Raw genomic sequence first — 14,367 nt, 5'->3', positions numbered from 1 at the left:
GGGCATACGCCTGAGGGCGACGGCGGTACCCCACCGGCGACCAGCGCGACCAGCGCAGCCGGCTTCTCCGGTCAGACGAGCGCGGTCGGGGCCGGCGGGGCGACCGCGGACGGTGGGGCCACCGGGGTCGACGCGACGAGCGAGACGGTCGGCGGCAGGGTCGGCGGCGCGGGTGGCCGCAACGAACTGTGACCGGTGGCCCAACTGTCCAGCAGATGCGCGGCGAACAACCGGTCCAGCGCGAGCCCGGCCGCCGCGCCGAACAACACGTCGGGGGCGAGGCCCGGCTCGGCACCGACCAGGCCGCCACACATGTCGTGGGCGGCGATCTGCTCGTGCACCGCGTCGGCCTCGACGTGCTCGTCGTAGAAGCGGGTGGCCACCTCGTCGAAGCCGAGCCGGCGCAGGCCGTTGCCGTAGCGGCGGTTCGGCAACGAGGAGGTCATCTCGAACGCGGCGAGGTGCCCCAGGAGCGCGCCGCGCCACCGTCGGTGCAGCCCGAACAGCGACATCAGGTTGTTGGTCGCCAGGGTCACCGCCGGTACGACGTCCAGGTGGGCGGCGTAGCCGATGTCCAGTCCCAGCCGGTCGAGGGTGCGCCGGAACAGCTCGGCGTGCATCCGGTCCAGCCGGCCGTTGCCGTACTCGTCGGTCTGGATCTCCACGAGCGCGGCCTTCGCCGGCCCGCCGAGTCGGGGCAGCGCCCAACTGTGCGGATCCGCCTCCCGCAGGTGGTACACGGACCGGTGCACGACGAACTCGCGGAACTGGGCGAGGTCGGCGCGGCGCTGGAGGTGTGCGGCCAGCGACGGCCCGTCGTCGGCCGCGACCAGGTCGGCCAGGCCGGTGGCCACCCCGTCCGCGGGCACCGCCGGCGTGCCCACCAACCGGCGCAGCGCCGCCTCGAAGACCCGCTCGCAGTGGGCGCGCAGCGCGAGCAACGTCGGCTGCCACTCCCACGACTCGTCCACCCCGAGCCAGCCCCGGTAGTGCAGCTCGTAGCAGAGAAACAGGGTCAGCTGGAGGTCCTCGTCGGTGATCGGGTCCGCCGGGTCGAGGTCGGCGCCGAGACCGGTCGGCAGGTCGTGCGGCGAACGCCGCAGAGCCTCGGCCACCGCCGTGGAGAGCGGGCCGCGCGGCCGCGGAAGGGTCGCGGGGCCGTAGCGGCGGTCAGCGGGCTCGGACATGGGACCTCCAGCGTCGTCGGGCCGCTTCTGATGCCCTGGCCAGGGATGGCTAAACGAGGTCCTCGGCGTTCGCGGTGGCCTCCACCTGCTCCCGTACCTTCCGGGCGGGGGCGCCGTCGGCGTACAGGCCCCGCAGGTCGGCGAACGCCGGCTCCGGCGGCGCCAGCGACACCGCCGGGTCGACAACCGCCTCCAGTACGCAGGGACGGTCCGCCGCGAGGGCCTCGTCCCAGGCCGCGCCGACCAACTCCGGTCGGTCCACCCGCACCCCGTGCAGCCCGAGCAGGCGGGCCCAGCCGGCGTACGGCACGTCGGGTCGGCGTTGGGTCGGGTCGGACGACGGCGCCCGCCCACCACCCATGCCGTTCTGGTCCCGGTTGTTGAGCACCAGTACCACCAGACGAGGGTCGCGCCACTGCTGCCAGTGGTGCGAAACGGTGATCAGCTCGGCGAGCCCGTTGAGCTGCATCGCCCCGTCACCGACCAGCGCGACCACCGGTTGGTCGGGATCGGCGAGCTTGGCGGCCACCGCGTACGGCAGGGCGCAGCCCATCGAACCGAGCGTGCCGCACAGTTGGGCGTTCACCCCGGGTGGCAGGGTGAGGTGCCGGGCGTACCAGTAGAGGACCGAGCCGACGTCGACCGAGACCGCGCCGTTGCCCGGCATCCGGGCGGACAGCTCCTGGAGGACGAGTTGCGGGTTGACCGGGTCGGCGGGCGCGGCGACCCGCTCGGCGGCGACGTCGCGCCACCGGTCCACCGAGGCCTCCACGGTGGCGCGCCAGCGCTGCTCGGGTCGGCCGCGCAGGCGGGTCAGCAGTGCCCGCAGGGTCTCGGCGGCGTCACCGACCAGCGGCACGTCCGCCGGGTAGCGGGTGCCGATCCGCCGACCGTCGATGTCGATCTGCACCGTGCGGGCCTGCTCCGGCATCGGGAAGTAGTCGGTCCACGGGTCGTTGGTGCCGACCATCAGCAGCGTGTCGCAGCCGCCCATCAGCTCGGCCGCCGCCGGGGTGCCGACCTCGCCGAGGACCCCGGTGTGGAACGGCAGCCGCTCGTCGAGCACCGGCTTGCCCAGCAGTGAGGTGGCCACCCCGGCGCCGAGCCGGTCGGCCACCTCGATGATCTCGGGGGCCGCGTCGCGACCGCCCTGGCCGACCAGGATCGCGACGCGTTGACCGCCGCCGAGCAGTTGGGCGGCGGCGTCGAGGTTCGCGTCGTGCGGCAGCACCCGGGCCAGCGGCTCACCCGGGGTCGCCGAGAGCACCCCGACGGCGGACGGTTGCAGGTCGGGCACCAGGGCCTCCTGCAACTGCCGGGGCAGCACGACACAGGTCGGGCTGCGGGTCGCCGCCGCCGTACGGAACGCCTGGTCCAGCAGCGTCGCCACATCCTCGGGGTTGCGGCCGTACCGGACGAACTGGTTGCACACGTCACCGAAGAGGCGGCTCAACCCGATCTCCTGGTGCGCACCGCCGAGCGGGCCGGAGATGTCCTCCCCGACGATCGCCACCACCGGCTTGCTGTCCAGCTTGGCGTCGTAGAGGCCGTTGAGCAGTTGGACGGCGCTGGGCCCCTGGGTGGCGAGGCAGACCCCGATGCCGCCGGTGAACTTGGCGTGCCCGGTGGCCATGAACGAGGCGGTCTCCTCGTGTCGCGCCGGGACGAACGCCGGTTCGCCACCGGTACGCTCCAACGCCTCGACCAGCGGGGCGATCGCCGCCCCCGGGTAGCCGAAGGCACGGGGCACCCGCCAGGCCAGCAGCCGTTCCACCACCAGATCCGCCACCCGACGCTCAGCCATTGCCGCGCCCCGGTGTGCCGGGGTCGACGTAGCGCAGCACCGCGCCGACGCCGTCGGTCAGTTCGGGGGCCTCGTCCGGACCCAGCACGGTCAGTGCCGCGTCGGTGCCGACCAGCGCCCGGACCAGCGCCGCGTCGGCGCGTACCCGTTGCGGGTCGTCCACCGACATCGCGGCCAACTGCCCCGGGTCGACGGCGATCTCGGTCGCCTCCGAGCCGATCCACAGCTCGCCGTTGGCCGACGGGTCGTCCACGATGATCATCGTGTCCACCTGGTTGCGTTGCAGGGCCGAGACGACCGCGTCGAGACCGCCTCCGACGTCCTCCTGGACCCCGAACCTGTCCAGCGCGGCGGCGATCCGCTGGTCGGCGACCTCCGCGATGGTCTGCACGGTGAGGTCGTCCAGCATCGTCTGGTCGGCGCCGCCGGCCCGGGACCCGGCGTCGGTGCGGACCACGAGGTCCTGCCAACGCTCCGGCATCTGGGCGGCGATCATTCCGGTGGCGCGGACGTCACCGGCGACGACAACGACGTCCGCGCCCACCTTCTCGGCCAGGTCGACGGTCGCGGCGGTGACGTCGCCGGCGTTCTGGTGCCAGGCCTCCATCGCCGCCCGCTGATAACGCGACTGGGACCAGCCGCCCGGCTTCGTCCGGCGCAGCGGGAACTCGTCCCGACCGGCGACGTGTGCCCGCCGGGGAACCCCGCCGGCGCTGACCGCCATGGCGTCGGCCCCCATCCGGTCGGCCACCACCCGCACCCAGGCCACCTGTTCGCCGCGCTGGGCGAGCAGCGGCATGACGTGTGGCAGTGGCGCGAAACTGGCCAGGTCGCGCAGTGGTGGCGCGGACAGGTACTCGGAGAGGACCACCCGGCCGTGGCTGGCGAAGACCGCCAGGCCGTAGTCCCCGACCATCGGGTCGTGCCCCCGGATCACCCGGTCCAGCGCGGCGACACTCGCCTCGTCGGCTCCCTGGTCGGTGAGTTGACTCTGCAGGGCGCGCCAGCGCAGGTCCAGTGCGGGATGGGCGTCCTCCGTGTCGGCGGAGGCGTCCAGGTACACCGAGCACCACGGCCCGGGACGGTCGTAGAGCGGGCGCAGGAAGGACAGCTGCATGCTCGACCCCTTTCCAGCTCGGCCCCCCGCTTACCCGGGTCGCCCGGGATGTCACCTCGCGGCCGTGAGCCCGTGACCAGGTTTCATTCACGTCGTTCAACCGAAGACGTCGATACGATCTGTGAACACAAGCGGACTCTCGGTGGTGGGGATGGACAGCGGACTCGATACCCGACGGATCGTGCACCCGACGGAGCGAATCGTCACCGGGCGCCTGATCCGCCTGATGGACGGCTACACGCGCGAGGTGCGGATCGGGCAGCCGGTGCTGGTGGCGGTGCTCGCCGCAGCGGCGGTGGCTCGACTGCCCGCCCTCCTACTGCGCTCGCTCTTCTCCTTCGGCGGTGGCACCACCCGGCGGCGCTGGAAGCAGTTGAAGCAGGGCCCGGAATATCTGGTCACCCCGGTGCGGCTGCGCAATACCGCCGGTCAGCTCTGCGAGGTGGAGCTGCACGGTCACCTGCCGCAGAGCGCCCTGCACCCGGCGGACCAGGTGCAGCTCACGTTGCGCGCACAGCGGGACCCGGAGCTGCCACCCCGGATCGAGCGGATCGTCAACCTCACCACCGGGCAGCTGCTGACTCCGCGTACCGCGACGCTCTGGTCGCACCTCGGGCCGCCGCTGCTGCTGCAGGCGTTCCTGGGCGCGCTGCTGCTGACCGGCGTCGTGGCCTGCTCCGCGCTGACCTGACCGGCGCGAGCCGGTGGGTCAGCCGACCGGCGCGGGCTCGCGGGCGGGCTGGCGGTCGACGCCGAGCATGCCCCGGCGGCGGGCCCAGCGTTCGTAGACCAGGGTGGCGAACGGCGGCACCGCGCTGGCGAGGGCCACCGCGGTGGCCAGCAGGCTCCACCGGTGCAGCCGGGCCACGGCCAGCACCAGCAGGACGTACGCGACGAACAGGCCGCCGTGGATCGGCCCGAAGATCTTCACGCCCAGCTCGTTGCCCGGCGGACCGTACTTGACCAGCATGCCGACCAGCAGAGCCAGCCAGGAGCAGGCCTCGGCGATCGCCGCCGCGACGAACAACCGGGTCACCTTCTCGCGCATCCGCACGCCACCACCTCTCCGGGCCGCAATGCTAACGGGGCGACCTGCCCGGGCTATCAGGGCGGGCAGGTGGGTAGGAAAAGGCCATTGGGTCTTCCGCCGCCCGCCGAGCACGTGCGAGGTTAGGGGTGGCCAGCGGTGACAGGGTGGTGACCATGGGCGAGGACGTCGGCGTACGAACCTTCAGTCGAGAAGATCGGGCCCGCTATCGGGACAAGGTCCGCCGCTGCCTCGATGTCTTCGCCGAGATGCTGCGCGAGTCGCGCTTCGACGTCGACCGGCCGATGACGGGCCTGGAGATCGAGCTGAACCTCGTCGACGAGGCGTCGAATCCGGCGATGCGTAACGCTGACGTGCTGGCGGCCATCGCCGACCCGAGCTTCCAGACCGAGCTGGGCCAGTTCAACGTCGAGATCAACGTGCCGCCGCGCCGGCTGACCGGCACCGGCACGGCCGACTTCGAGGAGTACGTGCGGGCCAGCCTCAACGCCGCCGAGGTGAAGGCCCGGACGATCGGCGCGCACATGGTCATGATCGGCATCCTGCCGACGGTGCGCCCCGAGCACCTGACCGCCGAGACACTCTCGGCCAATCCTCGTTACAAGCTGCTCAACGAGCAGATCTTCGCGGCCCGTGGTGAAGATCTCCCGATCGCCATCAGCGGCGTGGAACGGCTGGCGGTGACCGCCGACACGATCACCCCGGAGGCGGCCTGCACCAGCACCCAGTTCCACCTGCAGGTCAGCCCACCCCAGTTCGCCGACTACTGGAACGCCGCCCAGGCGGTCGCCGGCATCCAGGTCGCGGTCGGCGCGAACTCGCCGCTGTTCTTCGGCCGGGAGCTGTGGCGCGAGACCCGCATCCCGTTGTTCCAGCAGGCCACCGACACCCGGTCGGAGGAGATCAAGGCCCAGGGGGTACGCCCCAGAGTCTGGTTCGGTGAACGGTGGATCACCAGCGTGTTCGACCTGTTCGAGGAGAACGTGCGCTACTTCCCGGCGCTGCTGCCGGTCTGCGACCCGGAGGACCCGGCACAGGCTCTGGCGGCCGGCGAGGTGCCCAACCTCAACGAGCTGCGCCTGCACAACGGCACCGTCTACCGGTGGAACCGCCCGGTGTACGACGTGTCGCGCGGTCGACCCCACCTGCGGGTGGAAAATCGGGTGCTGCCCGCCGGCCCGACCGTGCTGGACACCATCGCCAACGGCGCCTTCTACTTCGGACTGGTCCGGGCTCTCGCCGAATCGGACCGGCCGCTGTGGTCGCAGATGTCGTTCAGCGCCGCCGAGGAGAACTTCACCAACTGCGCCCGGCACGGCATCGACGCGCAGGTGTTCTGGCCCGGCCTGGGCTACCTGCCGGTGACCGAGTTGGTGCTGCGCCGGTTGCTGCCGCTGGCGCACCACGGCCTGGACCGGTGGGGGCTCGACCCGGCCGAACGCGACCGGTTGCTCGGCATCATCGAGCAGCGCTGCCTGACCAGCCGCAACGGCGCGACCTGGCAGGTCGAGACGCTGCACCGGCTGGAGTCCGCCGACCACCTGGACCGGCCGGAGGCGCTGCGCGAGGTGGTCCGCCACTACGTGGACCTGATGCACAGCAACCGGCCGGTGCACGAGTGGCCCATCCCGTGACCCGTTGACGGCAGGCTGGCGACCGCGTGCAGGCCCGGTCCGCCCACGCCGTTCACCGACCCCCGGGCGATCGATGCTTGTCGTACCCTGATGCGGCGCGGACATCGACGCCGATGAGGGGGCCGCCCGTGAGTAGATCCGGAAGTGACCGCATCCCGACCGCGAGGTCCGTGGAGCACGCCCTCTCCCGACGGCACTTGCTGGGTGTCGGGGCCGCAGCTGCCGGCGGCGCGTTGCTGGTCGGCACGACCACCGCGGCGCAGGCCGCACCGGGCGGTCCCAAGCGGGTGTTGCGCGCCCCGGCGCTGGTGCCCGGTGACCGGGTTCGAGTCGTCGCACCCGGCCGGACTCCCGACCCCACGCTGATGGGTCGCGGCATCGGGATTCTGCGGAGCTGGGGCCTGGAGGTCGAGCTGGGCGAGTATGTCTACGCGAAGTACGGCTACCTGGCCGGCACCGACGAGCAGCGCCTGGCCGACCTGAACGCCGCACTCAACGACCCGGGGGTACGAGCGGTCTTCGCCGCCCGGGGCGGTTACGGCACCCAGCGGATCGTGGACCAGATGGACGTCGCCGGTCTGCGCCGGGATCCTCGGGCGGTCGTCGGCTTCAGCGACATCACCAGCATCCAGGGCAAGCTCTGGCGCAAGGCCGGCCTGGTCACCTTCTACGGCCCGATGGTCAACTGGAACGACGCCCGGACCGGCCCCGAGTCGGCGGAGGCGCTGCGCAGGGCGGTGATGACCACCGCACCCGTCACGATCACCAGGGACCCGGCCGAGACGTCCGCCCCCGTGGTGGTGCCGGGTCGAGCGTCAGGCCCCTTGCTGGGCGGCTGCCTGACACTGCTCTCCACCTCTTTCGGTGCCGGGGACGTCCCGACGTTCGACGGCGCGATCCTGTTCTTCGAGGACGTGGACGAGGCGCCGTACAGCATCGACCGGATGCTGACCGAACTGCGCCGGGTGGGTGCGCTGTCCCGGATCGCCGGGGTGGCCGTCGGTCAGATCACCAACAGCGTCGGCGGGGCGGGCGAGTGGGACGCGGCTGCGGTGCTGAAGGACCGCCTGTACGACCTGGGTGTGCCGGTCCTGGGCGGGCTGCGGCTGGGGCACGGCAACGGGCAGCTCACCGTGCCGCTCGGCGCGCGGGCCACGATCGACGCCGAGGCGGGGACCCTGACCGTGGAGGCCGGGGTCCGCGCCCGCTGACCGCGTGGCCCGCGTAGCCGCGCGGGTCGCGACGCCTCGGTGCTCAGCCGCGCGGGGTGGGCACGCCGAAGAGATCGATGATGCCGCCGGGCAGTTGGGCGAGCAGGTCGTGCCGCTCGTCGTCGTTGAGCGCCTCGGCGACCGTACGAAGCACCGCCTGGGCGTGTTCGCGCACCTGGTCCGCGTTCGCGACCTGCTCGCGGTCACCAACGTGCTTCAGGAAATCGCCGACGTCCCACCGGCGGCCCTGCGGGTTGCGGGTGACTGACCCGTTGAGGCGTTCCGGCAGTTGCGCCGCCAGGTTGTCGGCCTCCTGGCCGGCGAGCCGCTCCCCGAGCACCGACAGGACGGCCTGCACGGACCGGACAGCCTCGTTCTCCCCGAGTCCGGCGCGCTGCCGGACCGTGGCGATCATCTGCTCGTACTCCATGACGCGTTCCCTCCCCTCGACCGGCCGACCGGCCGGCCGGCGGCGGACGAACGAGGCGGGTTCCCCGGCACCCCGACCACAAACCCGGGCCACACGTCGAACCGGACAATTGGTCACGTCACTCCGGTTGCCAGCTCAACCAGGTCGGGCCGTGCTGGAAGCCCATCCGCTGGTACAGGCCCACCGCGCGTTCGCTGGAGTGGACGGTCACGTGTTCCAGGCCGAGGGTGCGCGCCTCGGCCAGCACCTCCGTCAGCAGGGCCGCACCGATCCCGCCGTCGCGTAGTTCCGGCACCACGTACACGGCTTGCACGTCGCCGGTCCGGCGGTGCCGGTGCGTGGGGGCGGGCACCCGGTCGACGACCATCAGCCACGCCATCCCGACCACCTCGCCGTCGACCTCGGCGACGAACGGCCGGTGGGTCGACAGATGCTCGACGACCCAGGCGGCGAACATCCGCACGAAGTCCGCGTGGTCGTCGCCCCGGTAGCCGCCCTCCTCGGTCAACCGCCGCCATCGCAGGCCCGCCAGCGCTAGGGCGTCGGCCGCCGTCCCCGCGCGTACGTCTGCCCGAGTCTGACCCTGATGGTTGTCGTTCGGCATGACGCGAGGCTACCCATGCATGGTCCCGGCCCAGTCCTTCCCGACCGGGTCGGCCGGTGCCGCGCCAGCGCAGAGCGGGTCTGTGTTGATACGCGATGTGCCGATGTCTCGTGGGCGCGGTGCCGGAGCGGGCACCTGTGGAGCTGAATCGTCTACGACATCAGTCGGCGGCTAGGGCACTCGGGCAGCAGATCCGGCCGGGTGAATCGGGCAGCAGATCCGGCCGGATGAATCGTCTACGACATCAGCTCCAAAGGCAGCGCACCCCGGCCCGTTCACCCGGCCGGCCCACGCGCGCAACGGTCAGACCTTGAGCAGCACCTTCGTACAGTCGTCCTGCTTCTTCTGGAAGATCTTGTAGCCCTTCGGAGCGTCGCGCAGCGGCATCCGGTGACTGACGATGAAGCTCGGGTCGATCTCGCCGCGCTGGATGCGCTCCAGCAGCGGCCGGGTGTAGCGCTGCACGTGACACTGACCGGTCCGCATGACCAGGGAGCGGTTCATGAACGCGCCCATCGGGAACTTGTCGACGAATCCGCCGTACGCGCCGACGACCGACACCACCCCACCCGAGCGGCAGGCCAGGATCGCCTGGCGCAGCGCGAACGGCCGTTCGGTCTCGACCTTCGCTACCTGCTTGGCCCGGTCGTAGGCGTACATGGCGGTGTTGCCGTGGTGTCCTTCCAGGCCGACCGCGTCGATGCACGCGTCCGGTCCCCGGCCGGCGGTCATCTCGTTGAGGGTGTCCAGCACATCCGTCTCTCCGTAGTTGATCGTCTCGACGTCGATGTTCTCCTCGGCCAGCCGCAACCGGTACGGGTACCGGTCGATGATGATCACCCGTTCCGCGCCGAGCAGCCGGGCGCTGGCGGCGGCGAACAGCCCGACCGGTCCGGCGCCCCAGACGGCGACAACCTGGCCGGGTCTGATGTCGCACATCTCGGCGCCCATGTAGCCGGTCGGGAACACGTCGGCGAGCATGACCGCCTGGTCGTCGGTGACGTCGTCGGGCACCTTGAGCGGGCCGACGTCGGCGAACGGCACCCGGGCGTACTCGGCCTGACCGCCGGCGTAACCGCCGAGCAAGTGGGAGTAGCCGAAGATGCCGGCCGGCGAATGGCCCATGATCTTCTCGGCGATCCCGGCGTTGGGGTTGGAGTTCTCGCACACCGAGTAGAGGCCGCGCTGACAGGACGAGCAGTGTCCGCAGGCGATCGGAAACGGCACCACCACACGATCGCCCGGTTTGAGGTTGCGGACCTGCGGACCCACCTCGACGACCTCGCCCATGAACTCGTGACCGAGGATGTCGCCCTTGCGCATCGCCGGGATGTAGCCGTGGTAGAGGTGCAGGTCGGAGCCGCAGATCGCGGTGGTGCTGATCCGCACGATCGCGTCCCGGGCGTTCGTGATCGTCGGGTCGGGCACGTCGATCACTTTGACGCTGTCGGTGCCCATCCAGGCGGTGGCCTTCATTCTCGGTCCCTTTCGGAGCATGAACAGGTCAACGGAGGGACGCCGCGTGGGCGGTCATCGGCGGGACGCCGGCAGCGGCTGGGCGGGGCGCTGCATGGCCTGTTGGCGCACCGAGATGCCGTTGGGGCTGCTCTCGGACCGGACCACCTCGCCGGTCTCCAGCACCTGCTTGAACCGGCGCAGGTCGTCACGGATCTGCTGCTCGGGTTCCTCGCCGAAGAGTTTCGCCACCGCCCGGCCGAGCGCGCCGGCCGGGGGCGCGTAGCGCAACTCCACCCGGACCTCGGTGCCCCGGTCACCGGGGGCGGGCACGAACCGCACCCGACCGGCGTTGGACACCCCGGTGCCCGGCAACGATCGCCAGGTGATCGACTTGTTCGGCTGGTCGTCGATGATCTCGGCGTCCCACTCGACGTGCCGACCGGCCGGGCCGCGGGCGATCCAGTGCGAGCGGCGCAGGTCGTCCGCGCGTACGGACTCCAGGTGCGCCATGAACCGGGGCAGGTTCTCCACGTCCCGCCAGAACCGGTACGCCTCGGCGGGCGACCGGTTGACCGTCACGGCGATCTGCATCCGGATCACCCGGGACCGAGCCCGTCGGGCCCTCCCGATGCGGGCGGCGGAGAGCACGTCGACGGCGGTGATGCCGGCGATCGCGAGGGTGGTCAACGCGACCCGGCGACGCCGTTCCCCGTCGCGGTCGGCGAGGGCTCGCCCGAGCAGGGTCAGGTCCATGACGTCACCGGCCACCCGGCTCCACGCCCAGCCGGCGGGGCGCCGGCCGCTGAGCAGCCCGGCGGCGCTGCCCAGCTCGCGCAGGCCGACCGCCGGGAGCACGCTCCGCGCGGCCGGGGAGTCGTCCATCCCGGTCAGGCGCGCGAGCGGGCCGGGTGCGACCAGGGCACCCACGCCCAGGGCCAGGCTCAGCAGGCCCAACGTGCTCGGCAGCGTCGCCGGCACCGGCCCGTCAAGCTCCGGCAGGAGCACGGTCTCGACACTGCTCATGTCCGCTTCCTCCGGTGAACGTCGCCACCGGTCCACCACGAGGCGTGGTGGACCTGCCCCGTGACGCTATGCGGTACTCGTCACCCGTGCGCCTGATTCGGGCACAAGGCCCCTTGCGCGCGGCCCGGGCAGATTGCCCGCCGGCCGAACGTCGGCATGACGACATTGACCGAATTGGATCAACCGCGGGCCGTTAGCGTCGGCTCGCCCCGTCACGCCGCCGGAAGGGACCACACCCATGAGCCGCGTCCTCCTGCGCCACCTGACCGCCACCGTCGCCGTCGCACTGCTCGTCCTGGAGGGCGCCGCGCCGGCCTCCGCCCGTACTCCCGCGTCCGGGTCGCCCGCCCCCGGCCAGGTCCGCACTGTGGTGCGGGACGCGGCGACCGGCGCGCCGGTCCCCCGGGCCTGCGCCTCGCTCGTCCCGGTGGACCCGGCGGCCCTCGCCGCGGTCGCCCTCGGCGAAGACCAACTCGGCCGGTACGGGGGCTGCGCCGACGAGCAGGGTGTGCTGGTGGCCGGCGATGTGGCCCCGGGAAAGTACCGGCTGCTGGTGCACCCCTACGACGCGACCGTCCACGGCTCGCAGTGGGTCGGCCGGCACGGCGGCACCGGTGAGCGCGAACGGGCGCAGGTGGTCCACGTCCGGCCCGGCACGGTGACCAGCGCGCCCACCGTTCGGCTCGACCCGCCGGGCACCGTCGTCGGGGTGGTGACCGACGCGGTGACGGGCGCACCCGTACCCCGCGCGCTGGTGATGGTGGTGCCCTACGTGCCGCACCCGAAGTACGACGACCACGGTCCGACCACCGACGAGCAAGGCCGCTACACGATCACCGGCCTCGGGCCGTACCGCTGGCCGGTGCAGTTCGCCGCGAGCGGGTTCGCGACAGTGTGGTCCGGTGGGGTGGGCAGCCGGGCGCAGGCGCGACCGGTGCGGGTGCGCGCCCAGCAGACCGCGACCCTGAACCAGGCGCTGCCCGCCGGGACACCGCTCACCGGAGCGGTACGGGTCGACGAGCTGATCACCTACGCGCAGGTGCTCGCGTTCGACGCGGCAACCGGGGACCTGGCCGGCGTGTCGGACGCGGGCGACAGTTACGGTCTGCGCCTGCTCCCCGGGCAGCGGGTGAAGGTGCGTTGCGACTGCTCGTACGCCCTGCCGGTGTGGCACCGCGACGCGGCCGGCTTCGACGCCGCGACCCCCGTGCGGATCCGGCGGACGCCGAGCGTCGTGAACTTCGACCTCGGGTGACCGGGCGGCCGTGCGTGGCCCCGACCTCCGAGCGGTACCCCTGCTGCGGCGATACTCGTCTGCGCGGCGCGCGGCCCAGGCCCCGGTGTTCGTCGTTCCGCTAAAATGATCAGTGGTGTGCCGGGAAGACTGGTCGGCGGTTCCGTCAGCGACCCCTCCGGAGGCTCCCGATGACCCCGCCGCCCGCGCCCCGCGAGCCGCAGCTCCTTTCGCGCGGCAGTTGGCCTGAGGTACGCCGGGTCGGCGACATCCTCCGCACCGAGACGGTCGGCGGGGTGCTGCTACTGGTCGCCGCGGTGCTCGCCCTGGTCTGGGCGAACTCGCCCTGGTCCGGGGCATACCGGTCACTGGGTGACCTGACGGTCGGCCCAGAGGCGCTGCACCTGGATCTCAGCCTGGGGCAGTGGGCCGCCGACGGCCTGTTGGCGATCTTCTTCTTCGTCGCCGGGCTGGAGCTCAAGCGTGAGTTCGTCGCCGGTGACCTGCGGGATTCCCGACGTGCGGTGCTGCCCGTCGCCGCCGCGCTCGGCGGGATGGCGGTGCCGGCGGTGATCTACGTCGGGTTCAACCTGTGGGCGAGCGACGGGGCGTTGACGGGTTGGGCGATCCCGACCGCCACCGACATCGCGTTCGCTCTCGCCGTACTGGGGGTGATCAACACCAACCTGCCGGCGGCGATGCGGACATTCCTGCTGACCCTCGCGGTGGTGGACGACCTGTTGGCGATCGTGATCATCGCGGTGTTCTACACGAGCTCACTGCACTTCGGGTCGCTGCTGCTCGCGGTGGTTCCGCTGGCCCTGTTCGGGTTGCTGGTGCATCGGCGGGTCCGGTCGTGGTGGCTGCTGCTGCCACTGGCCGTGACCACCTGGGCACTCGTGCACGCCTCGGGCGTGCACGCCACCGTCGCCGGGGTCGCGCTCGCCTTCACGGTGCCGGTGGTCCGCCGCAAGCCGGGGCCGGGCCGAGGTCTGGCGGAGCATTTCGAGCACCGGATCCGGCCGCTGTCCGCCGGGGTGGCGGTGCCGGTGTTCGCGTTCTTCGCCGCCGGAGTGTCGATCACCGGCGCGAGTGGCCTCGGCGCGACGCTGACCGACTCGGTCACGCTCGGCATCGTGGTCGGGCTGGTGGTGGGCAAGGCCGTCGGCGTCCTCGGCGCCACCTGGCTCGTGCAGCGGTTCACGCGGGCCCGGCTCGGACTGGCCTGGTGGGACATGGTCGGGTTGTCGCTGCTGGCCGGGATCGGCTTCACCGTGTCCCTGCTGATCGGCGAGCTGGCGTTCGGTGCCGGCACCGAACGGGACGACCACTCCAAGATCGGCGTGCTGCTCGGGTCGCTGGTGTCGGCACTGCTGGCCACCGTCGTCCTTCGCGCACGCAACCGCTACTACCAGGACGTGTGCGTCCTGGAGGAGCGCGACACCGACGCCGACGGCGTGCCGGACGTCTACCAGACGCCGACGCAGCGGCCCGGGCCCGCCTGACCTCTGTCGCTGCACGGACGTCGCCGTTCGGCCCCCGGCCGACATTTTCCGGCCGGCCACCGGAACCTTCTTGCCGGCCCGTTGGTGGGAGTGGTGGAGAAGGGAGGTGGCG

At 72.1% G+C, this 14,367-nt stretch carries 13 protein-coding genes; 5 read left to right on the top strand and 8 right to left on the bottom strand.

What is annotated here, in order from left to right:
• Positions 1-71 precede the first annotated feature (71 nt).
• From O7614_RS16305 to O7614_RS16295, 3 genes are read right to left on the bottom strand one after another with little or no spacing between them, the layout of a single operon-like run.
• Positions 72-1,187 (bottom strand): iron-containing redox enzyme family protein, encoded by a 1,116-nt coding sequence (locus O7614_RS16305; RefSeq protein WP_278139314.1) that lies wholly within the window; start codon positions 1,185-1,187, stop codon positions 72-74.
• 49 nt (positions 1,188-1,236) lie between these two features.
• Positions 1,237-2,991: a thiamine pyrophosphate-binding protein gene (locus tag O7614_RS16300; RefSeq protein ID WP_278139313.1), complete on the bottom strand. Its 1,755-nt coding sequence runs from the start codon at positions 2,989-2,991 to the stop codon at positions 1,237-1,239.
• Positions 2,984-4,108, bottom strand: a complete 1,125-nt coding sequence (locus tag O7614_RS16295) for a Vms1/Ankzf1 family peptidyl-tRNA hydrolase (RefSeq protein ID WP_278139312.1) — start codon at positions 4,106-4,108, stop codon at positions 2,984-2,986. Before O7614_RS16295 ends, O7614_RS16300 begins: the two co-directional genes overlap by 8 nt.
• Positions 4,109-4,250: 142 nt before the next feature.
• On the opposite strand from O7614_RS16295, the gene O7614_RS16290 reads away from it, so the two are divergent.
• Positions 4,251-4,799, top strand: coding sequence for a hypothetical protein (locus O7614_RS16290; RefSeq protein ID WP_278142277.1), 549 nt, complete (start codon positions 4,251-4,253; stop codon positions 4,797-4,799).
• A gap of 18 nt (positions 4,800-4,817) precedes the next feature.
• Here O7614_RS16290 and O7614_RS16285 read toward each other — a convergent pair whose 3' ends face one another.
• Positions 4,818-5,156 (bottom strand): DUF3817 domain-containing protein, encoded by a 339-nt coding sequence (locus O7614_RS16285; protein ID WP_278142276.1) that lies wholly within the window; start codon positions 5,154-5,156, stop codon positions 4,818-4,820.
• Between the two features lie 155 nt (positions 5,157-5,311).
• On the opposite strand from O7614_RS16285, the gene O7614_RS16280 reads away from it, so the two are divergent.
• Together O7614_RS16280 and O7614_RS16275 are read left to right on the top strand one after the other, a co-directional pair.
• On the top strand, positions 5,312-6,790 hold the full coding sequence (locus O7614_RS16280; RefSeq protein WP_278139311.1) for a glutamate--cysteine ligase: 1,479 nt from the start codon (positions 5,312-5,314) through the stop codon (positions 6,788-6,790).
• A 287-nt stretch (positions 6,791-7,077) separates the two neighbouring features.
• Positions 7,078-8,001 (top strand): LD-carboxypeptidase, encoded by a 924-nt coding sequence (locus O7614_RS16275; RefSeq protein WP_278142275.1) that lies wholly within the window; start codon positions 7,078-7,080, stop codon positions 7,999-8,001.
• 43 nt (positions 8,002-8,044) lie between these two features.
• Here the strand turns inward: O7614_RS16275 and O7614_RS16270 are convergent, their stop codons facing one another.
• From O7614_RS16270 to O7614_RS16255, 4 genes are all read right to left on the bottom strand, one after another.
• Positions 8,045-8,431 (bottom strand): DUF2267 domain-containing protein, encoded by a 387-nt coding sequence (locus tag O7614_RS16270; protein WP_278139310.1) that lies wholly within the window; start codon positions 8,429-8,431, stop codon positions 8,045-8,047.
• A gap of 118 nt (positions 8,432-8,549) precedes the next feature.
• A complete protein-coding gene (locus O7614_RS16265) occupies positions 8,550-9,035 on the bottom strand; it encodes a GNAT family N-acetyltransferase (protein ID WP_278139309.1) in 486 nt (161 codons plus the stop codon).
• Positions 9,036-9,338: 303 nt separating this feature from the next.
• Positions 9,339-10,511, bottom strand: coding sequence for a zinc-dependent alcohol dehydrogenase (locus O7614_RS16260; protein WP_278139307.1), 1,173 nt, complete (start codon positions 10,509-10,511; stop codon positions 9,339-9,341).
• Between the two features lie 54 nt (positions 10,512-10,565).
• Complete coding sequence (locus O7614_RS16255; RefSeq protein ID WP_278139306.1) at positions 10,566-11,516, bottom strand: SRPBCC family protein; 951 nt, start codon at positions 11,514-11,516, stop codon at positions 10,566-10,568.
• 238 nt (positions 11,517-11,754) lie between these two features.
• On the opposite strand from O7614_RS16255, the gene O7614_RS16250 reads away from it, so the two are divergent.
• Both O7614_RS16250 and nhaA read left to right on the top strand, forming a co-directional pair.
• On the top strand, positions 11,755-12,771 hold the full coding sequence (locus tag O7614_RS16250; RefSeq protein ID WP_278139305.1) for a carboxypeptidase regulatory-like domain-containing protein: 1,017 nt from the start codon (positions 11,755-11,757) through the stop codon (positions 12,769-12,771).
• Positions 12,772-12,941: 170 nt separating this feature from the next.
• The gene (gene nhaA / locus O7614_RS16245; RefSeq protein ID WP_278139304.1) at positions 12,942-14,255 is read left to right on the top strand and encodes a Na+/H+ antiporter NhaA; all 1,314 of its coding nucleotides are present in this window, start codon (positions 12,942-12,944) and stop codon (positions 14,253-14,255) included.
• Positions 14,256-14,367 lie beyond the last annotated feature (112 nt).

This window comes from Micromonospora sp. WMMD961 (assembly GCF_029626145.1).
Lineage (GTDB): Bacteria > Actinomycetota > Actinomycetes > Mycobacteriales > Micromonosporaceae > Micromonospora.
This window is presented reverse-complemented; position numbering and strand designations above follow the sequence as displayed.